Source organism: Leptothrix mechoopdaensis (SeqCode) (genome assembly GCF_053893855.1).
Genome location: NZ_CM132699.1, coordinates 665281 through 689376, shown reverse-complemented (window position 1 = coordinate 689376; position 24096 = coordinate 665281). Strand labels below are relative to the sequence as shown.

The 24096-nt window shown below is 69.9% G+C and carries 26 protein-coding genes; 14 read left to right on the top strand and 12 right to left on the bottom strand.

Annotated elements, in window-relative coordinates:
• Window positions 1-110: 110 nt before the first annotated feature.
• Genes iolG through ACWA7K_RS03135 form a run of 4 tightly spaced genes read left to right on the top strand, consistent with a single transcriptional unit; the run spans window position 111 to window position 4408 of the window.
• The gene (gene iolG / locus ACWA7K_RS03150) at window positions 111-1118 is read left to right on the top strand and encodes an inositol 2-dehydrogenase (protein ID WP_456165568.1); all 1008 of its coding nucleotides are present in this window, start codon (window positions 111-113) and stop codon (window positions 1116-1118) included.
• 2 nt (window positions 1119-1120) lie between these two features.
• Complete coding sequence (locus ACWA7K_RS03145) at window positions 1121-2557, top strand: NAD-dependent succinate-semialdehyde dehydrogenase (RefSeq protein WP_456165566.1); 1437 nt, start codon at window positions 1121-1123, stop codon at window positions 2555-2557.
• A 46-nt stretch (window positions 2558-2603) separates the two neighbouring features.
• Window positions 2604-3437, top strand: a complete 834-nt coding sequence (locus tag ACWA7K_RS03140) for an HpcH/HpaI aldolase family protein (RefSeq protein ID WP_456165564.1) — start codon at window positions 2604-2606, stop codon at window positions 3435-3437.
• Entirely contained in the window at window positions 3437-4408 is a 972-nt protein-coding gene (locus tag ACWA7K_RS03135) for a hydroxyacid dehydrogenase (RefSeq protein ID WP_456165562.1), read from the top strand. The genes ACWA7K_RS03140 and ACWA7K_RS03135 overlap by 1 nt, the downstream gene beginning before the upstream one ends.
• 25 nt (window positions 4409-4433) lie before the next feature.
• Here the strand turns inward: ACWA7K_RS03135 and ACWA7K_RS03130 are convergent, their stop codons facing one another.
• Window positions 4434-5306 carry a MurR/RpiR family transcriptional regulator gene (locus tag ACWA7K_RS03130; protein ID WP_456165560.1) on the bottom strand — a complete coding sequence of 291 codons (873 nt, stop codon included), beginning with the start codon at window positions 5304-5306 and terminating at the stop codon, window positions 4434-4436.
• 170 nt (window positions 5307-5476) lie between these two features.
• Here ACWA7K_RS03130 and ACWA7K_RS03125 point away from each other — a divergent pair, with 170 nt between their 5' ends.
• Window positions 5477-6226, top strand: a complete 750-nt coding sequence (locus ACWA7K_RS03125; protein ID WP_456165559.1) for a GH36-type glycosyl hydrolase domain-containing protein — start codon at window positions 5477-5479, stop codon at window positions 6224-6226.
• A gap of 319 nt (window positions 6227-6545) precedes the next feature.
• Here ACWA7K_RS03125 and ACWA7K_RS03120 read toward each other — a convergent pair whose 3' ends face one another.
• The 4 genes from ACWA7K_RS03120 to ACWA7K_RS03105 form a co-directional block, all read right to left on the bottom strand.
• Window positions 6546-7220 carry an enoyl-CoA hydratase/isomerase family protein gene (locus ACWA7K_RS03120; RefSeq protein WP_456165557.1) on the bottom strand — a complete coding sequence of 225 codons (675 nt, stop codon included), beginning with the start codon at window positions 7218-7220 and terminating at the stop codon, window positions 6546-6548.
• A 351-nt stretch (window positions 7221-7571) separates the two neighbouring features.
• A complete protein-coding gene (locus ACWA7K_RS03115; RefSeq protein WP_456165556.1) occupies window positions 7572-8111 on the bottom strand; it encodes a GNAT family N-acetyltransferase in 540 nt (179 codons plus the stop codon).
• On the bottom strand, window positions 8108-9088 hold the full coding sequence (locus ACWA7K_RS03110; RefSeq protein ID WP_456210334.1) for a ketopantoate reductase family protein: 981 nt from the start codon (window positions 9086-9088) through the stop codon (window positions 8108-8110). The genes ACWA7K_RS03115 and ACWA7K_RS03110 overlap by 4 nt, the downstream gene beginning before the upstream one ends.
• On the bottom strand, window positions 9085-9216 hold the full coding sequence (locus ACWA7K_RS03105) for a hypothetical protein (protein ID WP_456165554.1): 132 nt from the start codon (window positions 9214-9216) through the stop codon (window positions 9085-9087). The genes ACWA7K_RS03110 and ACWA7K_RS03105 overlap by 4 nt, the downstream gene beginning before the upstream one ends.
• Window positions 9217-9519: 303 nt before the next feature.
• On the opposite strand from ACWA7K_RS03105, the gene ACWA7K_RS03100 reads away from it, so the two are divergent.
• Window positions 9520-9801 (top strand): hypothetical protein, encoded by a 282-nt coding sequence (locus ACWA7K_RS03100; RefSeq protein ID WP_456165552.1) that lies wholly within the window; start codon window positions 9520-9522, stop codon window positions 9799-9801.
• On the opposite strand, the gene ACWA7K_RS03095 is transcribed toward ACWA7K_RS03100, so the two are convergent.
• A complete protein-coding gene (locus ACWA7K_RS03095) occupies window positions 9762-10505 on the bottom strand; it encodes a DUF1045 domain-containing protein (protein ID WP_456165550.1) in 744 nt (247 codons plus the stop codon). The two genes, ACWA7K_RS03100 and ACWA7K_RS03095, sit on opposite strands and share 40 nt — an antisense overlap.
• Window positions 10506-10630: 125 nt before the next feature.
• Between ACWA7K_RS03095 and phnG the strand changes: the two genes are divergently transcribed.
• The 7 genes from phnG to ACWA7K_RS03060 are packed head-to-tail and all read left to right on the top strand — an operon-like array spanning window position 10631 to window position 16503.
• Complete coding sequence (gene phnG / locus ACWA7K_RS03090; protein WP_456165548.1) at window positions 10631-11122, top strand: phosphonate C-P lyase system protein PhnG; 492 nt, start codon at window positions 10631-10633, stop codon at window positions 11120-11122.
• The gene (phnH, locus tag ACWA7K_RS03085; RefSeq protein WP_456165546.1) at window positions 11119-11763 is read left to right on the top strand and encodes a phosphonate C-P lyase system protein PhnH; all 645 of its coding nucleotides are present in this window, start codon (window positions 11119-11121) and stop codon (window positions 11761-11763) included. The genes phnG and phnH overlap by 4 nt, the downstream gene beginning before the upstream one ends.
• Before the next feature lies 1 nt (window position 11764).
• Complete coding sequence (locus ACWA7K_RS03080; protein ID WP_456165544.1) at window positions 11765-12871, top strand: carbon-phosphorus lyase complex subunit PhnI; 1107 nt, start codon at window positions 11765-11767, stop codon at window positions 12869-12871.
• Window positions 12868-13767, top strand: a complete 900-nt coding sequence (locus tag ACWA7K_RS03075; protein WP_456165542.1) for an alpha-D-ribose 1-methylphosphonate 5-phosphate C-P-lyase PhnJ — start codon at window positions 12868-12870, stop codon at window positions 13765-13767. The genes ACWA7K_RS03080 and ACWA7K_RS03075 overlap by 4 nt, the downstream gene beginning before the upstream one ends.
• Window positions 13764-14558 (top strand): phosphonate C-P lyase system protein PhnK, encoded by a 795-nt coding sequence (gene phnK, locus ACWA7K_RS03070; protein ID WP_456165540.1) that lies wholly within the window; start codon window positions 13764-13766, stop codon window positions 14556-14558. The genes ACWA7K_RS03075 and phnK overlap by 4 nt, the downstream gene beginning before the upstream one ends.
• Window positions 14555-15343: a phosphonate C-P lyase system protein PhnL gene (gene phnL, locus ACWA7K_RS03065; RefSeq protein WP_456165538.1), complete on the top strand. Its 789-nt coding sequence runs from the start codon at window positions 14555-14557 to the stop codon at window positions 15341-15343. The genes phnK and phnL overlap by 4 nt, the downstream gene beginning before the upstream one ends.
• Window positions 15343-16503, top strand: a complete 1161-nt coding sequence (locus ACWA7K_RS03060; RefSeq protein ID WP_456165536.1) for an alpha-D-ribose 1-methylphosphonate 5-triphosphate diphosphatase — start codon at window positions 15343-15345, stop codon at window positions 16501-16503. Before phnL ends, ACWA7K_RS03060 begins: the two co-directional genes overlap by 1 nt.
• A 253-nt stretch (window positions 16504-16756) precedes the next feature.
• Here ACWA7K_RS03060 and ACWA7K_RS03055 read toward each other — a convergent pair whose 3' ends face one another.
• From ACWA7K_RS03055 to phnC, 4 genes are all read right to left on the bottom strand, one after another.
• Window positions 16757-17359, bottom strand: coding sequence for a phosphohydrolase (locus tag ACWA7K_RS03055; protein ID WP_456168666.1), 603 nt, complete (start codon window positions 17357-17359; stop codon window positions 16757-16759).
• Between the two features lie 94 nt (window positions 17360-17453).
• Complete coding sequence (phnE, locus tag ACWA7K_RS03050; protein WP_456165535.1) at window positions 17454-18245, bottom strand: phosphonate ABC transporter, permease protein PhnE; 792 nt, start codon at window positions 18243-18245, stop codon at window positions 17454-17456.
• A gap of 23 nt (window positions 18246-18268) precedes the next feature.
• Window positions 18269-19261 carry a phosphonate ABC transporter substrate-binding protein gene (gene phnD / locus ACWA7K_RS03045; RefSeq protein WP_456210332.1) on the bottom strand — a complete coding sequence of 331 codons (993 nt, stop codon included), beginning with the start codon at window positions 19259-19261 and terminating at the stop codon, window positions 18269-18271.
• Between the two features lie 32 nt (window positions 19262-19293).
• On the bottom strand, window positions 19294-20184 hold the full coding sequence (phnC, locus tag ACWA7K_RS03040; protein ID WP_456165531.1) for a phosphonate ABC transporter ATP-binding protein: 891 nt from the start codon (window positions 20182-20184) through the stop codon (window positions 19294-19296).
• A 176-nt stretch (window positions 20185-20360) separates the two neighbouring features.
• Between phnC and ACWA7K_RS03035 the strand changes: the two genes are divergently transcribed.
• Window positions 20361-21221, top strand: a complete 861-nt coding sequence (locus ACWA7K_RS03035; protein WP_456165529.1) for a hypothetical protein — start codon at window positions 20361-20363, stop codon at window positions 21219-21221.
• On the opposite strand, the gene ACWA7K_RS03030 is transcribed toward ACWA7K_RS03035, so the two are convergent.
• Window positions 21148-23049 carry a TRAP transporter large permease gene (locus ACWA7K_RS03030; protein WP_456165527.1) on the bottom strand — a complete coding sequence of 634 codons (1902 nt, stop codon included), beginning with the start codon at window positions 23047-23049 and terminating at the stop codon, window positions 21148-21150. The genes ACWA7K_RS03035 and ACWA7K_RS03030 overlap by 74 nt on opposite strands.
• The gene (locus tag ACWA7K_RS03025; protein WP_456165525.1) at window positions 23046-24095 is read right to left on the bottom strand and encodes a TRAP transporter substrate-binding protein; all 1050 of its coding nucleotides are present in this window, start codon (window positions 24093-24095) and stop codon (window positions 23046-23048) included. Before ACWA7K_RS03025 ends, ACWA7K_RS03030 begins: the two co-directional genes overlap by 4 nt.
• Window position 24096: the final 1 nt, after the last annotated feature.

Below are 24096 nucleotides of genomic sequence, written 5' to 3'. Positions count from 1 at the left end.
GGGTTCTCCAACTTGGGGGGTCGCCGTCCGGTGGGCCGCCTGGCCGTGTCCGAATCGATTGTTGACAAGTCTACATTGCTGCAAATATCATTGCAACACTGGAGGCAGACATGTTGAACATTGCAGTGCTGGGTTGCGGCCGGATCGGCCAGATGCACGCCCGAAACATCGCCAAGCACCCCCGTGCCCGGCTGGCTTGCGTCTACGACATCGATGTCGCGGCCGCCGAGCGCATCGGACGGGAGCTGAACGTGCCGGTCGCACCGTCGATCGACAACATTCTTTCATCTGACGTTGTTGATGCAATTCTCATTGCAACATCGACCAGCACACATGCGGACTTACTCGAACGCGCCGTCGCCGCCGGCAAGCCGGTGCTGTGCGAGAAGCCGATCGACCTGAGCCTAGCGCGCGTCAACCAGTGCGCCGCGAAGATCCGCGGCACCACGGTGCCGGTGATGCTGGGCTTCGTGCGCCGCTTCGATCCGGGCCACAAGGCGACCCGCGACGCGGTGGCGCGTGGCGACGTCGGCGCGCTGCGCCAGGTCGTCATCACCTCACGCGACCCGGGCATGCCGCCGGTGGCCTACACCGAGGCGTCGGGCGGCATCTTCCGCGACATGACCATCCACGACTTCGACATGGCCCGCTTCGTCCTGGGCGAGGAGCCGGTCGAGGTGCTGGCCCAGGGCAGCCGCCTGGTCGACCCGGCGCTGATGGACCGTCTGGGCGACTACGACACCGTGACCGTGGTGCTGCGCACCGCGTCGGGCCAGCAGTGCGTCATCAACAACTGCCGCCAGGCGGCCTACGGCTACGACCAGCGCGTCGAGGCGCTCGGCTCGCTGGGCATGGTGCTGTCGGACAACCGCAAGCCGCACGAGAGCGTGCTGCACACGGAGACCTTCACCGGCCGCTCGGCGCCCTACCTGAACTTCTTCATCGAGCGCTACGCCGAGGCCTTCTCGGCCGAGATCGACGAGTTCGTCTCGGCGGTGAGCGAGAAGCGCGCGCCGTCGGTCGGCTTCGACGACGGCCGCCTGGCACTGCTGCTGGCCGAAGCGGCGATCAAGTCCGCCGCCGAAGGCCGGGTCGTGCGCCTGTCCGAACTGGAGTGACCATGTACGACAACTTCGGCCTGTTCATCCACGGCGAGTGGCGTCAGGCGCGTGGCGGCGCCACGGCTGCCGTGCTCAGCCCCGTCACCGAGCAGCCGCTCGGGCGCGTCCCGGTGGCCACGGTCGCCGACACCGAGGACGCCATCGCCAGCGCCGCCGAGGGCCTGAAGGCCTGGCGCGGCAAGCAGGCCTTCGAGCGTGCCGATGCGCTGCACGCCATCGCCGACGAGATGACGCGGCGCCGGCCCGAGGCCGCCCGGATGATCTCGTCGGAGACCGGCAAGCCGATCGCCCAGGCCGAACGCGAATGGACCCTGTCGATCGACCAGTTCCGCTGGTTCGCCGAGGAAGCCCGCCGCATCTACGGCCGCGTGATCGAGAGCCGCGTGCCGGGTGGCCGCTTCGAGGTGCTGCACGAGCCGGTCGGCATCGCCGCCGCCTTCACCGCCTGGAACTTCCCCGCCGCGCTGGTGGCCCGCAAGGTCGCCCCGGCGCTGGCAGCAGGCTGTTCGGTGATCGTGCGGCCGTCGAGCCAGACGCCGGGCGTGGCGATGGTGATGGTCGACTGCATCCGCGCCGGCCAACTGCCCGCCGGGGTCGTCAACCTGGTGGTCGGCGCGACCGCCACGACCTACCAGCCCATCATGGCCTCGCCGCTGGTGCGCAAGGTCTCGCTGACCGGCTCGACCCGGGTCGGCCAGCAGATGATCCGCGACGCCGCCGACACGATGAAGAAGGTGTCGATGGAACTCGGCGGCAATGCGCCGCTGATCGTCTACGACGACGCCGACCTGGAACTGGCGCTGAACGTGTCGGTGCCGACCAAGTTCGCCAATGCCGGCCAGGTCTGCGTGACGGCCGACCGCTTCTTCGTCCACGAGTCCATCCACGATGCCTTCGTCAAGGGCTTCGTCGAACGCGCCGCCGCACTCAAGGTCGGCGACGGCCTGGACCCGTCGGTGCAGATGGGCCCGCTGATCAGCGCGGCCCGGCTGAGCGAGATCCAGTCGATCGTCGACGAGGCGGTGGCCCAGGGCGCCCGCATCGCCCACGGCGGTCATCGCCTGACGCAGCACGCCAGCGGCCACTTCTACGCCCCGACCGTGCTGGTCGACGTGCGCGACGAGATGCGTGCCTTCGCCGGCGAGAACTTCGGCCCGATCGCGGCGATCACCCGGTTCAGCAGCGACGACGAGGTGCTGGCCCGCGCCAACGATTCCGACATGGGCCTGTCGGCCTATGCCTTCACCACCAGCGCCAGGCGGGCCCGCCGCACGGTCGCCGAACTGAAGGCCGGCATGGTCGGCATCAACAGCTTCGCGATGGCGGCCTCCGAGGCGCCGTTCGGCGGCACCAAGTACTCCGGCATGGGCCGCGAGGGCGGCATCGAGGGCATCGCCGACTACCTCGACACCAAGCTGGCCCAGGTCGTGTTCTGAGCCCCGTGCTCCGAGCCCTGGACCGCCACCCGATGGAGACAAGCCCGTGATCAAGAACAAGCTCAAGACCCTGTGGGCCGAAGGCAAGCCGACGCTGAACGGCTGGCTGTCGATCGGCAACCCCTTCACCGCCGAGATCATGGCCGCGCAGGGCTACGACAGCATCTGCATCGACGTGCAGCACGGCGCGCTGGACTACGGCGACCTGCTGCCGATGTTCCAGGCCATGCGCGCCTCCGGCACCGTGCTGCTGGCCCGTGTGCCGTGGCTGGAGCCGGGCATCGTCATGAAGGTGCTGGATGCCGGTGCCTACGGCGTGATCTGCCCGATGGTCAACACCGCCGCGCAGGCCGCCGAGTTCGTCAGCTACCTGCGTTACCCGCCGCTCGGCCAGCGCAGCTTCGGCCCGACCCGGGCCAACTTCTCGGCCGGCGCGAACTACGCCGCCGAGGCCAATGGCGAGGTGCTGGCCTTCGCGATGGTGGAGACGGCCGAGGCCATGTCCAACCTCGACGCGATTGCCGCCACGCCCGGCCTGGACGGCATCTACGTCGGTCCGGCCGACCTGACCTTCAGCCTGTCGCAGGGCCGTCTCGCACCGGCCTTCGACCGCGAGGAGCCCGAGATGATCGCGGCGCTGCAGCAGATCGTCGCGGCCTGCCAGAAACACGGCATCCGCGCCGCCCTGCACTGCGGCACGCCCGAATACGCGGCCCGCGCCATCGGCTGGGGCTTCGACATGACCACCGTCTCGGGCGACTCGCGCCTGCTGGCCGGCGCCGCCCAGGCGAGCGTCGCCCGCTTCCGCGAGCTCGCCAGCACCGCCGCCCCGGCCACGTCCGAAAAGTCCGCAACGTCCGCCCGCCCCGGAGCCTACTGATGCCCCACATCCTCGTCGCAGGAAAACTGCACCCCAGCGGCATCGCGCTGCTGAAGTCGGCCCCAGGCGTCACCTACGACTACGTCGAGGAAGTCTCCGAGCCGAGCTACGCACCGCTGATCGGCCAGGCCGATGCGCTGGTGATCCGCACCCAGCCGCTGTCGGCCGCCACCGTCGCGCAGGGCCATCGGCTGAAGATCGTCTCGCGCCACGGCGTCGGCTACGACGCGGTCCACCTGCCGTCCCTGATCGAGCGCGGCATCGTCCTGGCCGTCTGCGGTGACGTCAACTCGGCGGCGGTCGCCGAGCACAGCATGATGCTGCTGCTGGCCACGGCCAAGCAGGCCATGCGCGCAGACCGCTCGGTGCGATCGGGCAACTGGTCCTGGCGCAACCAGCTGCAGGCGCAGGAACTCACCGGCAAGAACCTGCTGATCGTCGGCTACGGCCGCAGCGGCCGGCACCTGGCCCGCATGGCCGCCGGCTTCGGCATGACGATCCGGTCCTATGACCCCTTCCTGGAGAAGATGGGCTGGCCCGAAGGTGACGTGCGTCCGGTCCCGGACCTGCACGACGGCCTGGCCTGGGCCGATGCGGTCTCGATCCACGTGCCGCGCGACGACAAGCCGCTGATCGGCGCGGCCGAACTGGCGCGGCTCAAGCCGTCGGCCGTGCTGGTCAACTCGGCCCGCGGCGGCATCGTCGACGAGGCGGCGCTGATCGCGGCCCTGCAATCCGGGTCGATCGCGGCGGCCGGTCTCGATGTCTTCGAGGACGAGCCGCTGAAGCCCGATTCGGCGCTGATCGGTCTGGACAACGTGCTGCTGACGCCGCACATCGCCGGCCTGACCGAAGGCTGCGCCGAGCGCATGGCGCTGCATTCGGTGCAGAACGTGCTGGACTTCTTCGACGGCAGGATCGGGCTCGATCGCGTCATCAACCGGGCCCAGCTGAACACGGCCACGGCCTGAACCCGGACCCGGCCGTGGCGAGCCCTCAGGGTTGGGTCACGGTCGGGATGCGCGGCGCCGTCGCGCTCTTCTGCAGGCGCGCGGCCAGCGACACCACCAGCGCCTGCGCCACGCACATCGGCGCAGCCAGCGAGCGCGAGAAGATGTACTCGTGCTCCGGCACCGTGAACAGCGCGTGCGCGCCCTTGGCCAGCGGCGACAGCGTCGAGTCGGTGATGGCCAGGATGGGGATGCCGCGCTTGGCCGCGTCCTCGGCCACGTTGACCGTCTCGCGGGCATAGAAGCGGAACGAGACGGCGACGAGCAGGTCCTCCGGCTCGATCAGCTTGCCCATGTGCGTGGCCAGGCCGCCGCTGGCGTCCAGCAGCACGGTGCGCTTGCCCAGCATGGTCAGCACATAGCGCATCAGCTCGACCACCGGCGCCGAGCGCAGCTGGCCGATCAGGTAGATCGTGCGGGCCCGCTCCATCAGCGTCACCGCGCTTTCCAGGTACTCGTCGGTGACGTCGGCCAGCAGTTCCTGCAGCGACGCGATGTCGCGGAACACCAGGTCGCTCAGCAGCGACTTGCGCCCGCCTTCGGCACCGGCACCCAGTTCACCTTCGAGCGCCTTGATGCGGGCCTCGAAGCCCGGCGCTGCCGTCGACAGGCGGCGCTGGAAGACCTCCTGAAGCTCCTTGAAGCCCTTGAAGCCGAGCGACTGCGCGAAGCGCACGAAGCTGGAGGCATGGATGCCGCAGCTCTCGCCGATCGAGTTGACCGACTTGATGGCGACGTCGTTGGGGTTCTGCGTGAGGTAGACCGCGATGTTCTGGTAGGTCTTGCTCATCGAGTCGTGCTTCTCGTGGATCTCGCGGATCAGGTCCTCGTAGTCCTTGAGCGATTGGTGCTGGGTCATCGTCGCGTGCGTGGCTGTTCGACGTTTCCGCCGGGAAGGAAGAGGTCCACGGACCTCCACGGGCGCAGCTTCCACCGACTTCCCGGCGCGACCGTGTGGCGGTCAGGGAATGGCAATACAGCTTGAACCTACGCAATTTTCATTGTCGCAGGGAAGCTGCGGAACATGAGATGCGGACTTGCACCGGGCCGTGTCCGGAGACGGGCGGGTTCGGCACCGCACCGACAAGGCCGCACGCGGGCACGTCTCCACTTCCTGAAGGCCTCCCAGGAGGCTCGTCCGCCGAGCCTGCGCGAGGCCTGCGGCTCGGCCATCCGCGCGAGCAGGTCGCGCACGGCCTGGCGCATGGCGCCTGCGCCAATGCCGAAGCCCGCATCGACCTGTTCGCGCAGGCCGAACCGCGCCCCGGCTACATCTGGGCCCTGATGGCCCAGGCCACGCTGGCGCGCCGCTTGCGGTCCGAGGATCCGGCCGCAGCGCAGCGACAAGCCGACGACGCCTGGCGCACCTTCACCCACCTGAGCCCCGCCCACCGCAGCGCCGACCCGATGCTGGGGCCCCTGTACCTGGCCGAGCCCTATGCCATCGCCGGGGACATCTACAGCCAGCCACCCCACGCCGGCCGGGCCGGCTGGACCTGGTACACCGGCAGCGCCAGCTGGCTGCACCGCGCCGCGATCGAGTCGATCTTCGGCCTGGAGATGAACGCGCAGACCTTCTCGCTCACACCCAGCCTGCCATCGCACTGGCCACAGGCCGAACTGACCCTGCGACGCGGCGCCCTGACGCTGCAGGTGACGATCCGCCGGTTAGGCGTGGGCACGGAAGGTGAAGACAGTCACCCCTTGTCGCCCGGCGAGATCGTGGTCTGGCGCGGACTGGTCGGCCGATGGGCGTATGCGATGACGCTGGGCAACTGAGAGCCCGTCAGCGTGATGTGCATTCGCCGTCGTTGAAAGGGAGTCGCGCATGGGGAGGCGCAGTTGGGCGCATCACGTGGACGCGCTTAGCCGGCGCTGGCGATGCTGAGCGAGAAGGGCGAGTCGTTCAGGAGGGCTTGGGACAGGCCGGCCAAGCGGTGGGTCAAGGCGGTGAAGGAGGCAGGACTGCGATGAGGAGGTGGACTGCTCTTCCGCAGATGCGGCAGGTGGCTGTTGACCTCTGAGGGACTGCAGGCGGCCACAACCGGACGTAAGCGGCAAGGACCTGGAGCGGACCTTCACATCATGGTGGGAAGCATCAACCAGGAGATACCTGTTGGCCGGCAATGGCTCGCTGGGCCTCGTTCTCCAGTTCAATGGCCTTATGGAAGCTGGACAGTCCCACTGCGTTGAGCACCCGCTTGTACTGGCTCACCACCTCCGGTCGCAGCGAGGCGATCTGCTCGGCCACGCGACGAGACTCCAAGGCGAACTCGTCCGGCGCCACGACACGCCACACCATGCCCCACGCCAGCGCTTGCGTCGGCGAGAACTCCTCGCCAAGCAGCATCAGTGCCTTGGCACGCGAGAGTCCCGCGTAAGCCGCGAGCGTCGCGGTGAGGCCACCCGTGACGAACACGCCGATGGATGCCTCGGGCAACTTGAACCGGGCGCTCGACGCGGCGATCACAACGTCCGCATTGAGCATCCACTCCAGCCCGGCTCCGACGGTCCACCCGTGCACAGCTGCGATCACGGGCTTCGACAGGCCGACGATGGCCTTCGAGACGGCCTGGACAAGTACAAGGTCCTCGTCGGTAGGTGCAGCCGAGACGTCCCGCCCGGCACAGAACGCCCTTCCATTGCCGTTGACAACGACCACCCGTACTGATGGATCGCTGCTCGCCATCGTCAACGCGGACAGCAAATCGCGCGACAGATCGTTGTCGATGGCGTTCAGCTTCTCGGGCCGGTTGAGCGACAGCGTCAACACGCCGTGTTGAACGCTCGTGATCAATCTAGAAGATGTCATGGCGCCTGATTTTGAGGCCGGCGCGGCATCCGCGCGTGTGAGGACCGTCGATGCGCGCTGCCGCTTCGTATGACCGATCTATGGTGAACCTCCAGCGTCGGGCCAAGGTGTTTACCGGGCACGTAGGACGGTGGTGCTTGCGCCACCGGCAGCTTTGGGCTTGACACAACGTCAACAATGGGTCGAAGGCCGTCGTTCGACACACCTTCGGCGCCCGGCCTCACCCATTCTTGAGCAGCCCCATCACCCCGCCCCCACCAACTCCCTTCCACCCTGCACTTCTCCGCCCCGCACCCCCCCCCGTCTCACCATTCATTCAACAGTCACCCCATTCAACGCCATCTCCATGCAGACATCGACGCCAATCACCGCGCTCGGGAACTCGGCAGATACGGAAACATCCCGGAAGCCCGCGCGCCGGTAGATGGCGTGGGCAGCGTGCATGCTGTGGTGACTTGACAGGCGCGCGCGCCGATAGCCAGCGGATCGGGCTTGCGTCAGCAGCACATCGAGCATCCGGTCGCCAATGCCGTGGCCGCGTGACTGAGGCAGGACGAACATGCGCTTGATCTCGATCGTCTCGGCGTCTTGCGCATAGAAGGCGACGCATCCGGCGGGCTCTCCGTCCAGCCGCGCCAGCACAAGGCAGCCAGTTGGCGCGCCATAGCGTCCTGGCAGACCGGCCAGTTCGGTCTCCAGCCCGGCGAAGATGGCCGGGTTGTCGGATGGGGCGATCTCGGTCGTGGTCCATTGGACGAAGCTGCGGATCAGCTGGCGCACAGCCTCGATGTCGTCCGGCGTTTCGGCCCGTACGACGCTGCTGAGGCTCTCGGATGGCGAGTGCGTTGTCATTCGACGACCTGAGTTTCCTGGGCGCGAATGAGGTTCGCCAGGGCGTCGTTGGCCGGCGTGGCGATGCCCAGTCGCTGTCCCATGCGGACGACGGCGCCGTTGAGAAAGTCGACCTCGGTTCGGCGCCCGGCTTGCACGTCCTGCAGCATCGATGAACGATGCGCGGCCGCTTTTGGCAAGACAAAGGGGGTCAAGGTCTTTTCGAGGTAGGTGGTGCCATCCAGGGCCAGCGCCAGTCCTCGCTCGGCCAGGACGACCCGGATCGTCTCGTCGGCCAGCTGGGTGATCAGGTGACGGGTGTGCGGGTTGCTCACCAGCTCGCCATAGGTCATGCGCGTGATCGCGCCGATGGCGTTGAGGCAGGTGTTGAACAGGAACTTGTTGAGGATCGCGGGTTCGATCTCGTCTTCGTAGGTCATCGGCAGGAAGCCGGCCTGCCCGCGCGCCACCGCGTCCTTCATGAGGGCCGGCGCCGCACCGAACAAGGTGCCCACCCGGACGGGGCTCGCCTGCACGTTGACGTTCACGTGCGTGGGGCTGCGCCGCTCGATGCCGATCATCATGATGCTGGAGTACACCGGCACGTCGGGTGGCAAGACGGCACGTGCGGCGTCGGCCGAGCCCCAGCCGTTCTGCAGCAGGAGCACAGCCCTTGGCGCCGTCGCAGTCGCCTGGCGCATCAGGTTCTTCAGCGCGTCCGCGACCTGATAGGCCTTGGTAGCCACGATCAGCACGTCACAGGCGATGGCCTGCGGATCGGGATCGTTGGCGTCGCAGACCTTCAACCTGTGCGGCTCGATCGCGTATTCACCGCACACGCCGGTGACGGTGATGCCATGCGACTGCAGCGCGGGCACCGCCGAGCCCCGCGCCAGGAGCGTCACGCCTTGTCCGCTGTGGGCAAAGGTTGCCGCGATGGCGAGTCCGACCGAGCCGCTGCCCAGCACGGTCAAGCGCAAGGGTGCCGGGCCGATCACGTCAAGCCCTCCACCGAGACCAGCCGCGCCGAGCTGCACGCGTCGCGCAGCGGCTTCACGCCCTTCATGAACGCCTGGTCACGGTCCGGATCACGGCTCTCGTCGTCGAAGATCACCTGGGTGCTCATGGCCTCTCCCGTTCGCGAGCGCTGGCATGTGGATGGCACCTGCCTGGGCGCTGCGCCACCATCATCGGCTTTCAGCGCGAGGGGATCAATCGGCAGTCGACGAAGGCGCCTGGTGCGGCGGGCCCCGGTCATGGGTCATGTCCGGTCATGTCCGGTCATGTCCCCAGGAGTGGTGTCTGTCTTCAACCCGGAAAGGTGGAGCCCCCTCGACAAAGCCGCTCACACACCGTAGATTCATCGGCTTGGGTTCCGCCGCGAACCCTGTCAACAGCCGATCCAGGCCTTCGACACCCAGGAGCCGACATGACGCAGACCCGCCTTGAAGCCGTGTATGCCCGCAGCCGGACGGGGCAGTCGCAAGCCCTGCTCACGGGTCGGGCAACGACGTTGGCGGAGCGGCTGCTGCTGCGCTTGAACGGCTATTCGCCGCTGGCGATGCTGGTGACGGCGGCCGAGCAGCCGTTCGTGGCGCAGGCGGTCGAGGAACTGCTGGACCAGGGCTGGATCGAGGCGGTGCTCGAAGACGACGCCGCGCCGGCCGAGTCTCAGTGGGGCGCGATCGACACGCTGGGGCTGGCGGCCTGAGGGCTGCCGGTCAGCGCGAAGCGCTCGATCAGCTGCATCGGCGCACCGGCGGCCGGTTCGACGTAGAGGCAGAGGTCCCGCACGGGGGCCGGCCGGCTCAGCGCCGGCTCGAAATGCGCGCTGGCCTTGGCGATGCGGACGGCCCGCTCGGCCGGCTCCAGGCCATCGGTCAGGGTCATGTGGAAGCGCCAGCGGTGCAGCACGTGCGGGTAGCCCCAGCGCTGCAGCAGCGTGCGCTGTTCATCGTCCAGACGGGCATCGGCACCGCGCCGCGCCAGGTCGACCACGTCGGGTTCGGCGCGCAGGTCGTCGAGGCTGATCAAGGCGTCGTCGGCCAGGGCCTGCAGCCGCGCCAGGCGGCCGTGCGGGCCTTCGCCGGCAGGTTCCGGTCGGCCTGAGAGCGACGGCCGCAGCGCGATGAAGTCGGCCAGTCCGGCCACGTGCAGCGGCGGCAGTTCGAAGGGCGCGTGGCGCTGGGCGATCTCGGCCAGCAGCCGCAGCAGCGTCTCGGTCCGGATGCGCGGCGCCAGCCGGATCGGCGGGCGCAGCGTCGCGTGCCAGCCGTAGCGCCAGGCCGATCGACCCCAGGGCGGCGCATGGTGCAGCGGCCGGCCGGCACGCGGATCGCGGCCGAGCCAGCTGCAGCCAGCCTCCCACAGCGGATGGTCCTCAGGCGGGGCGTAGTAGACGGCGTAACGGTGCATGGGACGGGATGGCGGTGGGTCGCGAGGCGACCCGGACTCGGCGCGCGGCCGCTGCGCACTTCAACAAAGTGTCACGGCCGCTGTCGACACTGCGGCCGATTCTGCAAACGCACCGTGAAGGCGCCATGACCGATCCGACGACGCGCGAAGACCCGGCCATCGCCGACCGCCAGGCGTGGCTCGCCCTGCTGTCGGCCAGTGACCGCGACTCGCTGGCCGGACGGGTCCGGCCCTGGCTGGGCCGACACCGCGAGCGCGTGCTGCGCCCGCCCGAGATCGGCCTGGTGATGCTGCGTGCGCGGATCTCGCGCGACGGCGACCGCTTCCATCTCGGCGAGGTGCCGGTGACCCGCTGCGCGCTGCAGCTGTGCTGCGACGGGCCCGACGACGTCGGCGGTCCGATCGGCATCGGCTACGTGCTGGGCCGCGACCCGGAACGTGCGCTGTGGACCGCCACCATCGACGCCCTGATGCAGCTGCCCGACGAGGCCGCCGACGTGCGCGGCGCGGTGCTGCAGCCGCTGGCCCACGAGAACACGGCGCGGCGGGCCCGCTCGGCCGCACGCTCGGCCACCAGCCGGGTCGCCTTCTACACCGTGCAAGGCGAGACCTCATGAGCCCCGCCGCGGGTCTGGCCGATCCGGTCCACGGCGCCCAGGCGGTGTTCCGCCAGGTCCTCGACGCGATGGCGCGGCCCGGCCGTGTCCATGAAATGCCCGCCGGGCTGTTCGAGCACCCGAGCCGGCCGCCGCTGCCGCTGGGCACCGCCGCCGCCGCCGTGCTGCTGACGCTGTGTGACCACGAGACGGCGCTGTGGTGGTCGCCCGGACCGCGCCTGCCGCAGCTGCATGAATGGGCCCGCTTCCATGCCGGCGTGCGCTGGGTCGATCCGGTCGACGAGGCCGACATCGTCGGCCTGCGCGCCTCGGCGCTGACGCTGCCGCTGTGGTCGCGCCTGCGGCCCGGCACCGACGTGGCACCGCACACGTCCGCGACGCTGATCGTGGAGGTCGACGCGCTCGACAGCGTGCCGGACGAGGCGGCTGCGCGGCTCGATGGCGAAGCGATCCTGACGCTCGAAGGACCGGGCATCGAGCGGGTCGCACGGCTGCGCGTGGCCGGCATCGCCCGCGAGGTCTGGGAAGCCCGCATCGCCCAGTCCGCCCACTACCCCTGCGGCGTCGACCTGCTGCTGTGCTGCGGCCACCGGATCGCCGGGCTGCCGCGTTCGACCCACGTGACCCGGCTGGAAGCCTGACATGTACGTTGCCGTCAAGGGCGGTGCCGCCGCGATTGCCGCCGCCGAACGCCTGCTGGCCGAGGCGCGTCGCGGTGACCCTGCGGTGCGCGAGCTGGAGGTGCGCCAGATCCGCGAACAGCTCGGCCTGCTGGTCGACCGGGTGATGGCCGAAGCCTCGCTGGCCGATCCGGAGCTGGCTGCGCTGGCGCTCAAGCAGTCGCGTGGCGATGCGGTCGAGGCGATCTTCCTGCTGCGCGCCTACCGCACGACGCTGCCGAGACTCGGCTGCAGCGAGCCGCTGCGGCTGGATCGCATGGCCACGCGGCGGCGCATCTCGGCCATCTTCAAGGACCTGCCGGGTGGCCAGCTGCTCGGGCCGACCTTCGACTACACGCAGCGCCTGCTGGACTTCAGCCTGCTCGACACAGCCGCTGACCACACGGCCCCGACTGGCTCATCGCATGAGCCCGTCGACACGACGGCATCGGACGCCGGCCTGGCCAGCGAGCCCTGCGCGCTCGACCTGCTGGCGGCCGAAGGCCTGATCGAGCCGGTCCGGCCTTCGGAGGGTGACCCGGTGCCGCCGGACATCACGCGCGATCCGCCCGTCCACCCGATGGGCCGCACCGCGCGGCTGCAGACGCTGGCCCGGGCCGACGAAGGCTGGCTGCTGGGGCTGGCCTATTCGACCCAGCGCGGCTATGCCAACAGCCACCCGTTCGCCGGCGAGATCCGCGTCGGCGAGGTCGCCATCGAGCTGGTGCCCGACGAGCTGGGCTTCCCGATCGAGATCGGTTCGGTCGAGCTGACCGAGTGCCAGATGGTCAACCACTTCGCCGGCAGTGCGAGCGCACCGCCGCAGTTCACGCGTGGCTACGGCCTGGTGCTGGGACACGGCGAGCGCAAGGCGATGGCGATGTCGCTGGTCGACCGCGCGCTGCGCTGGCAGGAGTTCGGCGAACTGCCGCAGGCCGGCGCTGCCGCCCAGGACGCCGAGTTCGTGCTGGCGCACGGCGACAACGTCGAGGCCTCGGGCTTCGTGCAGCACCTCAAGCTGCCGCACCACGTGACCTTCGAGAGCGAGATGCAGCTGGTGCGCGCGCTGCGCGAGGAGTCCGCGACATGAACCTGCACGACCTGCCGACCGAGCCCCTGCCGCCCACCGCGTCGGCCACGACGACACGCGCCGGCTACAACTACGCCTACCTCGACGAGCGGACCAAGCGGATGATCCGCCGCGCCCTGCTCAAGGCCGTCGCGGTGCCCGGCTGCCAGGTGCCGTTCGGCTCGCGCGAGATGCCGCTGCCCTACGGCTGGGGCACCGGCGGCATCCAGCTGACGGCCGCGCTGATCGGCCGCGACGACACGCTCAAGGTCATCGACCAGGGCAGCGACGACACGACCAACGCGGTCAACATCCGGCGCTTCTTCCAGCAGGTCACCGGCGTGGCGACGACCGAGCGCACCCGCGAGGCGACCCTGATCCAGACCCGCCACCGCATCCCCGAGGCGACGCTGGGCGAGCATCAGATCCTCTGCTACCAGGTGCCGCAGCCCGAGCCGCTCTACAAGCTCGAACCGCGACGGGGCGAGGCGATGGCGCTGCACGGTCATGCCGAATACGGCCTGATGCACGTGAAGCTCTACGAGGACGTCTCGCGCTGGGGCCGCATCGACGCCAGCTACGACCACCCGGTGCTGGTCAACGGCCGTCACGTCATGGCGCCGTCGCCGATCCCGAGCTTCGACAACCCGCGCCTGCACCGCATGGCCGCCCTGCAGGTCTTCGGCGCCGGGCGCGAGAAGCGCCTGTACGCCGTGCCGCCCTACACCGACGTGCGCAGCCTCGACTTCGAGGACCACCCCTTCCACGTCGAAGCGCAAGGCCATGCCTGCGAGCTGTGCGGCAGCACCGACACCTGGCTGGACGAGAACGTGCGCGACGGCGGCGTGCGGCTGTGGACCTGCTCGGACAGCGACTTCTGCCGCGAGCGGCAGGCCGATCACCAGGCGCCGCGATGACATCGACGACCGGACACGAGCCCTTGCTGGTGGTTCAGGGACTGAGCCACCGCTTCCCCGGCGCCGCCGCCGATGCCGTCCAGCAGGCCAGCCTGGTGCTGCATCCGGGCGAGGTGCTGGCCGTCGTCGGCGAGTCCGGCTCGGGCAAGAGCACGCTGCTGGACTGCATCGCCGGCCAGCGCCAGCCGCACGCGGGCAGCGTCCGCTACCGCACCCGTTCGGCCGGCTGGGTCGACGTCCACACGATGCCCGAACGGCAGCGCCGCGAGCTGGCGCGCACCGAGTGGGGCCATGTCGTCCAGCATGCCCACGAGGGCCTGCGGATGCGGGTCAGCGCCGGCGCCAACATCGGCGAGCGGCTGATGGCGCTGGGCCAGCGTCACCACGGCCTGCTGCGCGAACAGGCCGGCGACTGGATGCGCAGGGTCGAGCTGGACGCCGAACGCATCGACGACCTGCCCGGCGCCTTCTCCGGCGGCATGCGCCAGCGCCTGCAGATCGCCCGCAACCTCGTCACGCATCCGCGGCTGGTGCTGATGGACGAGCCGACCACCGGGCTGGATGTCTCGGTGCAGGCCCGCCTGCTCGACCTGCTGCGGCTGCTGGTGAGCCGCCTGAACCTGTCGGCGCTGGTCGTCACGCATGACCTCGGCGTGGCGCGGCTGCTGGCCCATCGCACGGTCGTCATGCAGCACGGCCGCATCGTCGAGGAAGGCCTGACCGACCGCGTGCTCGACGATCCGCGCCATCCCTACACGCAGCTGCTGGTCGCCTCGGTGGTCACGCCATGAACGACACCCCGTTGAACGCTGCGCCAGCGCGCACCCCGGTGCTGCAGGTGCGCGACCTGGGCAAGACCTTCACGCTGCACCTGCGCGGTGGCCTGCGCCTGCCGGTGCTGGAGGGCGTCCACCTGGACATCGCGGCCGGCGAATGTGTCGCGCTGGTCGGGCCGTCCGGCCAGGGCAAGTCGACCGTCATGAAGTGCCTGTACGGCAGCTATGCGGCCGATGTCGGCCAGGCCCGCCTGCGCCTGCCTGATGGCGAGACGGTCGACCTGCTGAAGGCCGACGCACGCCGGCTGATCGCCCTGCGACAACGCGAGCTGGCCTACGTCAGCCAGTTCCTGCGCGCGGTGCCGCGGGTCAGCGCGCTCGACGTGGTGGCCGAACGCCGCGTCGAGGCCGAGCTGGCCGGGCGCGCCGAAGCCGTCGACGAGACCGAGCTGTCCGCCCTGCTGGACGCCGCCCGCGACGAGGCCCGCGCGCTGCTGGCCCGGCTCAACCTGCCGTCCGGCCTGTGGGACCTGCCGCCCGCGACCTTCTCGGGCGGCGAGCAGCAGCGCGTCAACATCGCGCGCGGCCTGGTCGTGCCGTCGATGCTCCTGCTGCTGGACGAACCGTCGGCCTCGCTCGATGCGGCCAACCGGCGCGTGCTGATCGAGCTGATCCTCGAAGCCCGTACACGCGGCAGTGCCGTGCTGGGCATCTTCCACGATGCCGAGGTCCGCGACGCCATCGCGAGCCGCTGCATCAACCTGGCCGAAAGCCGGGCTCTGTCGATGGAGGCCTGGTGATGGACGACACCCGCTCCCTGCCCGAACGGGTGCTGCACCGCGCCCGCCTGGTGCTGCCCGACGAGGTGATCGACGACGGACACGTCGTGCTGCGCGGCGGCTGCATCGTCGCGTTCGGCCACGGCCCGAGCCGCCTGCCCGGGGCCATCGACCTGGACGGCGACTGGCTGCTGCCGGGGCTGGTGGAGGTCCACACCGACAACCTCGAACGCCACGTGATGCCGCGCCCGAAGGTCACCTTCCCGATGACCGGTGCGGTGCAGGCCCACGACGCCGAGATCGCGGCGGCCGGCATCACGACGGTGCTCGACGCCGTCGGCGTCGGTGACCCGTATGGCGACGGCTTCCGGGCCCGCGACCAGAGCGAGCTGCTGGCCGTGCTGGACCACCTCGAAGGTGCCGGCACGCTGCGCTGCGACCACCACATCCACGTGCGCTGCGAACTGCCGGCGGCCAACGCACGCGAGCTGTTCGAGCCCTTCGCCGGTCACCGCCGGCTGCGCCTGCTGTCGCTGATGGATCACACCCCCGGCCAGCGCCAGTGGACCGAGATCAGCCATGCACGCACCTACTACACCGGCAAGAAGGGCTGGAGCGACGCGAAGTTCGACGCCGAGGTGCTGCTGGCCCCGCAACGCCAGCGCGAGCACGCGCGGCCGAACCGCGACTGGTTTGCCGCCTACGCCCGACAACACGGCGTGGCACTGGCGACCCACGACGACACCACGCCGGCCCATGTCGACGAGGCTTTCGCCCTGGGGGCCGCGATGAGCGAGTTCCCGACGACGATGCTGGCCGCCCGCATGGCCCACGCCCAGGGCCTGTCGACCGTGGCCGGCGCGCCCAACGTCGTGCGCGGCGGCTCGCATTCCGGCAACGTCGCCGCACTCGACCTGGCCCGCGCCGGCGTGCTGGACGTGCTGTCGTCGGACTACGTGCCGACCAGCCTGCTGCAGGCCGCCTGGCGACTGCACGAGGAAGCCGCCATGAGCCTGTCGGACGCCATCCGCACCGTCAGCCGTGCGCCGGCCCTGGCCTGCGGCCTCGACGACCGCGGCAGCATCGCCAACGGCCTGCGCGCCGACGTCATCCGCGTGCGCGAGGTGCGCGGGATGCCGCTGGTGCGGGAGGTGTATCGGGGTGGGGTGCGGGTGATCTGAGGAGGAAGTGCGTCGCCGGAGGGCGACGGGAAATGGACCCCTCACCCTACCCTCTCCCGCAAGGGGAGAGGGTTTCTTGCCACGTGTTGATCGATGTTCTTTGATGTGGCTCATTCAATGAGCCAGTCAACTCACCTTGTCAGCGCAATACCCTCCCAACCGCGTCATCCCTCTCCCCTTGCGGGAGAGGGACCGAGGGTGAGGGGTCTCCCGCCCAGCCACGCCCATCCCCGTCGCCCTCCGGCGACGCACCTCAAGCCAGCGACAACCTCGGGCTCTCCCGCCGCAGCAGATCCGCCAGCACGCCCAGGTAGTGCGCCAGCGGCGGCGTCAGGCGGCCGGTCATCTTGGCGGCCTCGTCCCAGCGGCGCAGTTGCAGCGCGTCGTTGGCGTGGGACAGGGCCTCGAAGGCGGTGATCTCCTGCTGGGACATCGCGCCGCCTTGCAGGGCCAGCGAGTGGACCGAGGCGGGGCTCAGGCATTCGGCGTAGTGGCTGTCGACGGCGACCAGGTAGCGCTTGGCGGCCACGTGCAGCTGGACCGGCTCGGCGACGGCCGCGCCGAAGATGGGAAGCAGCCAGGCGGCGGCGCGGTCCTCGTGGCGGTCGTCGACGTGTTCGCCGACGTCGATGTCGAAATGGCCCAGGTCGTGCAGCAGCGCGGCAGCAACGAGGGCAGCGTCCGCACCTGCCAGTTCAGCCAGGTGTGCGCTCTGCAGTGCATGGGCCAGCGCGTCGACGTCCTCGCGGCGTCGGCCCTCGTAGGGCTGGTGCCCGTGCAGCATGAACTGCAGCGCGATGTGTTCCAGAGCCGCCGCGCCGGCCGCATCGATGCCGTCGAGGTCGATCCAGTGCATCAGCGACAGGTGGACCTCGTTCGCGTCGCGGGGCTCACGCATTTCCGCTTCATTCATGGGCGTGTTCATGGGGTTCTCCATCGTCGTGGTCGGGTCACACCAGCCGGCGTCGCAGCCAGGCAGAGGCCAGGTCGATCAGGGCCACCGAGACCACCAGCAGCAGCAGCACGGCGGAGGTGCGGGCGTACTGGAAGCCGCGGATGACGTCCCACAGCACCAGGCCGATGCCACCGGCGCCGACCATGCCGACGACCGAGGCCGACCTCACGTTGGCCTCGAAACGGTAGAGCGTGTAGGAGATCCACAGCGGCAGCACCTGCGGGATCACGCCGTAGAGGATCTCCTCCAGTCGGTGGGCGCCGGTCGCGCGGATGCCTTCGACCGGTTGCGGGTCGATTGCCTCGACCGCCTCCGAATACAGCTTGGCCAGCGTGCCGGTGGTGTGGATCCACAGCGCCAGCACGCCGGCGAACGGGCCCAGGCCGACGGCCACGACGAACAGCAGCGCGAACACCATCTCGTTGATGGCGCGGCAGGCATCGAGCAGGCGGCGCACCGGCTGGTGGATCCACCACGGCGTCAGGTTGCCAGCCGCCAGCAGGGCCAGCGGCGCCGAGCAGACGATGGCCAGCGCGGTGCCCCAGACGGCGATCTGCAGCGTCACCAGCCGCTCGGCGAGATCGTTGCGCCAGTCGTGGAAATCGGGCGGCACGAAGCCCCGCGCGAACTCGGCCATGTTGGCGGCGTCACGCCACAGGTCCAGCGGCCGCATGTCCGCGCCCTGCCAGCTGCCGGCCAGCAGCAGGGCCAGCACCAGCCAGACCAGACGGGTCGACCACGGGGTCGACGGCGGGGCCGGCATGGCCGGGCCGATGGCGGTGGTCATGGTCGTCTCCGGTCCGGCGCGACTCAGCGGGCGCTGGCCATCTGGCGGTTCAGCTCGGCCAGACGCGCGTCGATGTCCTTCAGGCGCTTGCTCTTCTCATCGGCGGCCATCGTGGTGTCGGCCTCGACCTTGCTGCGGTCCCGCACCAGTTCGAGCTGGCGGATCGGCAGCAGCTGGCTGTTGTCCGAAGCCTGGAAGCCACTGAGCGTCAGTTGCACCAGGTTGGCCTTCTCGCGGGCATCCTTGCCATAGCCGGTGAAGAAGTCGCGCAGCTGCTTGCGGGTCGCGGTATCGAGATCGCTGCGGTAGACCAGCGGGTCCGACGGGATCAGCGGCGAGCGCCAGACCACGCGGATGTCGTCGTGCTTCTCGGGCATCTTGAGCTTCATGCGGTCCATCGCGTCGCTGGCGACGACGGCCGCGTCGACCTGCTTGTTGACCACCGTCAGGATGTTGGTCTCGTGATTGGCCCGCACCGTGCGCTTGAAGTCGCGCGTCGCGTCCACGCCATTGAGCTGGAAGGCGTAGTAGTTGGGCACCAGATAGCCGCTGGTCGAGTTCGGGTCGCCGAGGCCGAAGTTCAGCGACGCACGCGCCTTCAGCACGTCCTGCAGCGTCTGCAGCGGGCTGTCGTTGTGGACGATCATCAGGCTCCAGTAGCCGGTGCCGCCATCGGGCTGGACCATGCGGGCAAAGATCTCGCCCTGGGCCCGGTCGACCGCCTCCATCGCCGACTTGTTGCCGAACCAGCCGACCTGGACCTTGTTGAAGCGCATCGCCTCGATCACGCCGGCATAGTCGGGCGCGAAGTAGGCCTTGACCTTCAGGCCGGTGGCTTTCTCGAGGTCTTCCAGCACCGGCAGCCAGGTGCTCTTGAGGTTGGCCGACGACTCGGTCGAGATCAGGCCGAAGCTGAGCTCGCGGACCGGCTGGGCCTGCGTGGCCACCGGGATGGCCAGGGCGGCCGCGCTGATCGACAGGATCCGGGCCAGGGTGTTGCGACGGTTCATGGTCATGCCTCTTGCTCGTGACGTGGAGTGGAAGGTGCTCAGGCGGCCAGCGCGGCCGCGTAGCCGCGTGGATGGCTCATCGCGTGAGCCTGTGCTTCTGCGGCGGACGGCGACAGTCCGCCTGCAATGGTCAGTGCGCCCGTCAGCTCGCCGGTCTGGCTGCCGTACAGCGCGGCCAGCCGGTCGGCGTCCAGCGCCCGGGTCGGGCCGTCGTGGACGACCTCGCCATGGCGCAAGGCGATCGTGCGCGGACACCAGGCGAAGGCGTGGTCGATCTGGTGCAGCGACACCAGCACGGTCACGCCGAGCTCGCGGTTCAGCTCGGCCAGCAGCGCCATCACGCGGCGTGCGGCATCCGGGTCGAGCGAGGCGATCGGCTCGTCGGCCAGGATGATCTCGGCGCCCTGCACCAGCGCCCGCGAGATGGCCGCGCGCTGCTGCTGGCCGCCCGACAGCGTCGAGGCCCGTTGCCAGGCGCAGGCCGCCATGTCGACCCGCTGCAGCGCCGCCCAGGCGCGTTCCTGCTCGGCCTTCGGGAAGCGGCCGAGCAGCGTGCGCCACAGCGGCAGGCGGTGCAGCGAGCCGGCCATCACGTTGGTCATGACCGACAGGCGGTCGACCAGGTTGAACTGCTGGAAGATGGTGGCGGTGCGCGCCCGCAGCGCACGCGCCTCGGGTGTCAGCCGGCCGTTGCGCTGCAGGGTCTGACCCAGAAGCCGGCAGACGCCGGCGTCGGCGTTGGCGTCGGCGGTCGGGTCCGCCCGATGCAGACCGTTGATCAGCCGAAGCAGCGTCGACTTGCCCGAGCCGGACGCGCCCAGCAACGCCACCATCTCGCCACGCCGGACCTGGAAGGAAACGCCCTTCAGCGCGGGCCGACCGTGGAAGCTCTTGTGCAGCGCCTGCACCTCGATGACCGTGTTCGTCATGGCGATGTGTCGTCTCCGGCTGGAAAGGCGCGACGCGCCCGTGCCGGCATGGTCAGACGGCGCCATGACGACGTGATGACCGGCACGCTGGCCGGCGGCGGTCCTGTCATCCGGCTTGACGTACCCGCTCGCGAACCGTATAAACGATTTACATCGTTTCACTCGGCGAGGCCGTCATGCCGATCGAACTGCAGCTCTGGTGGTGGTCCCTGTGTGCGGTCAGCGTGCTGAACCTGCTGGCGTGGACGTGGTCGGCGCTGCGGCACGCGGACCGCATCGATCCAGACCACCCCCATCGCCGCTGGCAGCTGCTGCTGTCGGCCGGCTATGTGCTCGGCTGCGCGCACCGTTCGTTCTGGCCGGTCTTCGACGTGCAACGTCTCTGCCTGTTCGACCACTGGCTGTCGAGCGTCGCGGTCGGCCGCAGCGTGGCGACGGTGGCCGAGCTGTGTTTCGCGGCGCAGTGGGCGCTGGTGCTGCACCGGGTCGCGCGCGACACCGGCAGCCGGCCGGCCGCGCGGGTGGCCCGCTCGATCGTGCCGCTGATCGTCGTCGCCGAGGTCTGCTCGTGGTGCGCGGTGCTGACCACCTCGAACCTCGGCCACGTGTTCGAGGAGACCCTCTGGGGCGCCTGCGCGCTGCTGTTCGTCGCCAGCCTGCTGGCCGTTCACCGGCAGGTCGACGGCGCCACGCAGCGGCGGCTGCAGCTGTGGGCGGCGGCCGGGCTGGCGTATGCGCTCTACATGTTCACCGTCGACGTGCCGATGTATGCCACCCGCTGGCTGGCCGACGAGGCCGCCGGCCACGGCTACCTCAGCCTGTCGCAGGGCTGGGCCGACGTGACCGAACGCTGGCGCGTCTCGCTGCACTGGGCCGACTGGCGCAGCGAGGTGATCTGGATGTCGCTCTATTTCAGCGTCGCGGTCTGGATCAGCATCGCGCTGATCCACGCGCCGGTGCGTGTCAACGTCCGGCCAGCCAGGCCGGCAGCGCCGTCGCCAGCGGCGGCAGCGCGGAGATCGCCAGCGTTCCGATGAAGATCGCCAGCACCGCCGGCAACACCGATCGCGCCACTTCGCGCACCGGCTTGCCGAACATCGCCGAGGCGAAGTAGATGTTCATGCCGGCGGGCGGACACAGGAAGCCCATCTCCAGGCTGGCCAGGAAGATGATGCCGAAGTGGACCGGGTCGATCCCGTAGCTCAGCGCCACCGGCAGCAGCAGCGGCACCAGCACGACGATGGCGGCGTAGATCTCCATCAGCGCGCCGGCTGCGAACAGGAACACGTTGAGCGCCAGCAGGAACAGCCAGCGGTTCGGGATGCCGCCCTGCACCCATTCGATCGCGCCGTCCGGGATGCCGGCGTCGATCAGGTAGTTGGTCAGCCCGAGCGCCATGCCCAGGATCAGCATCACGCCGCCGATGATCTGGGCCGCGTCGGACAGCGTGCCGGCCAGCTTGCGCCAGCCGAGTTCACGGTGCGCCCAGGCCTGCGTCACGACCGCGTAGATGGCGGTCAGCGCAGCGCTCTCGGTCGGCGTGGCGATGCCGCTGACCAGCGAGCCGATCGCCACGGCCGGCGCGAGGATCTCCCACTTCGCGCGCCACAGGGTCGCGCCGACCGAGCGGGCGCGGGCGTCGACCGGTGACACGGGCTCGGGCTCGGGGACCGAGATGGAAGACCGGTCACGCCGCAGGTAGCCGCCGAACACCAGCAGGCTGGCGACCATCACCAGCGCCGGCACCACGCCGGCCAGGAACATCGTGTTGATCGGCACCCGCGCGACGATCGCGAACATGATCAGCGGCACCGACGGCGCCAGCAGCACGCCCAGCGCGCTGGCGCTGGTCACCAGGCTGATGCCGCGGCGCTCCGGGAAACCGGCCTGGCGCAGCAGCGGAAGCAGCAGGCCGCCGAGCGCCAGGATGGTCACGCCACTGCCGCCGGTGAAGGCCGTGAAGCACGAACACAGCACGGCGGTCGCGATGACCGTGCCGCTGACGCCGCGTCCGAACAGCGCCAGGAAGACATCGCCCAGCCGCTGCGCCGCGCCGGTGCGCGCCATCAGCAGCCCCGCCAGCGTGAACAGCGGCAGTGCCGGCAGCGACGGGTTCACGGTGATCTGGTAGTGCGAGAGCGCGACCGAGGCCAGCGGCAGGCCGTCCTGCCAGAACAGCGCCAGCGCCAGGCCGCCGAGCGCCACGAAGATCGGCGCACCTGCCAGCAACAGCGCGATCAGCACGGCCACCGCCGGCCAGGCCGGCAGGCTCGCGCCGTCGAAGTGGTCGGCCAGCATCCAGCCGAGCCAGGGCAAGGCGATGGCCGGCAGCCAGGCGAGGAAACAGGTCCAGGCACGGGACAAGACGCGGGTCACGGCATCGCCCGCCGCCAGGCTCTGGCCGATCCGCCAGCCGAACTTCGCGCCCAGCGCGAGGAAACCGGCCGGCATGAAGGCCTGCACGACGTGGATCGGCAAGCCGTAGGCCAGCACATGGCCGACCGCGCGTTCGCTGTCGACCAGCTGCCAGCTCGACCAGCCCAGCACGCCGCAGATGAGTGCCGCGCCGCCGCGTGCGAACAGGCCGGTGGCGGCCTGCAGGCCGGGGCCGCCGAGCGTCGCCAGGCCACCGCCGAGGGTGCTGAGATGGCCGTGCCGTTCGGCCGCGAGCGCACCCGCCATCGCCAGCACCAGGCCCAGGTGCTGGACCAGCACCGGCGCGCTCTGCACGCCCGAGCCGACCAGCGGCCGCAGCACGATCTCGACCAGCGGGATCAGCGCCATCAGCGCCAGTGCGCCGCCGGCGATCAGCTCGTCGACACGCCCGAGAGAGGCCAGCTTCGGACGCAGACCCTGGCCGCTCACTTGGCCTTGCCCGCGCGAAAGGCCTTGAGGTGGGCGAACACCTCGTCGAAGGTCTCGGCCGGCACCATCGTGCCGCGGATGCGCGGGTAGACCTTGTCGGCCAGGTCCTGCCATTCGCGCATCTGCTCGGCATTCGGCTTGTTGACGACCAGGCCGCGTTTCTTCATCGCGTCGACCGCCTCGTCGACCTCCTGCCGCGCCCGACCGCGCATCTGTACGCCGGCCTTGTCGCTGGCGCTGCGCAGCTGCGCCTGCACCTCGGGGCTCATCTCGTCCCAGGCCTTGCGGGTGACCACCAGCGCGCCGACGATGGGCGCCCAGTTGATGTCCAGCATGTTGGACGCGGTCGTGTAGACCTGGCTGGCCAGCGCGAAGTACGGCGTCGCGGGCACGACGCTGATCATCCCGGTCTGGATCGCCGGCAGGATGTCGGTCGTCTCCAGCGGCACCGGCGTGTAGCCCAGGCTCTTCATGATCTCCTGCTGCGCCGTCTCGCCGCCCCAGGCGAAGAACTTCATGCGGCGGAAGTCGTCCGGCCTGAACGCCGGCTCCTTCGAGAAGAAGCGCACCCAGCCGGCATCGCCCCAGGCCAGCACGACGAAGCCCTTGTCGAGGAACTTGCGCTCCATCGCCGGGCGCATCTTCTCGCGCACATGGTCGATCTCGTCCCAGCTGCGAAAGGCCAGCGGCAGCGACTGCAGCGCCGCGATCGACGGCTCGATCTCCTGCAGGCCGACGACCGACAGCAGCGCGCCCTGCAACTGGCCGATGCGCATGCGGCGCGCCATCTCGGCCTCGCCGCCCTGGCTGCCGTCGGGGTAGACCAGCCAGCGCGCGTTGCCGCCCTGCGCGTTCTGGGCCGCGCGCCAGGCCTCGCCAATCTCCAGCAGCTGGCGGTGGTAGAGCGAGTTCTTGGGCACCAGCGTGCCGATGCGCAGCGTCTTGTCGGCCGCCTGGACGGGACCGGCGCACAGGCCGGCCGTGGCGAGAGCGCCCAGGCCCAGTTGCGTCAGGACATGGCGGCGGGAGGTCGGGATCGAGGACATC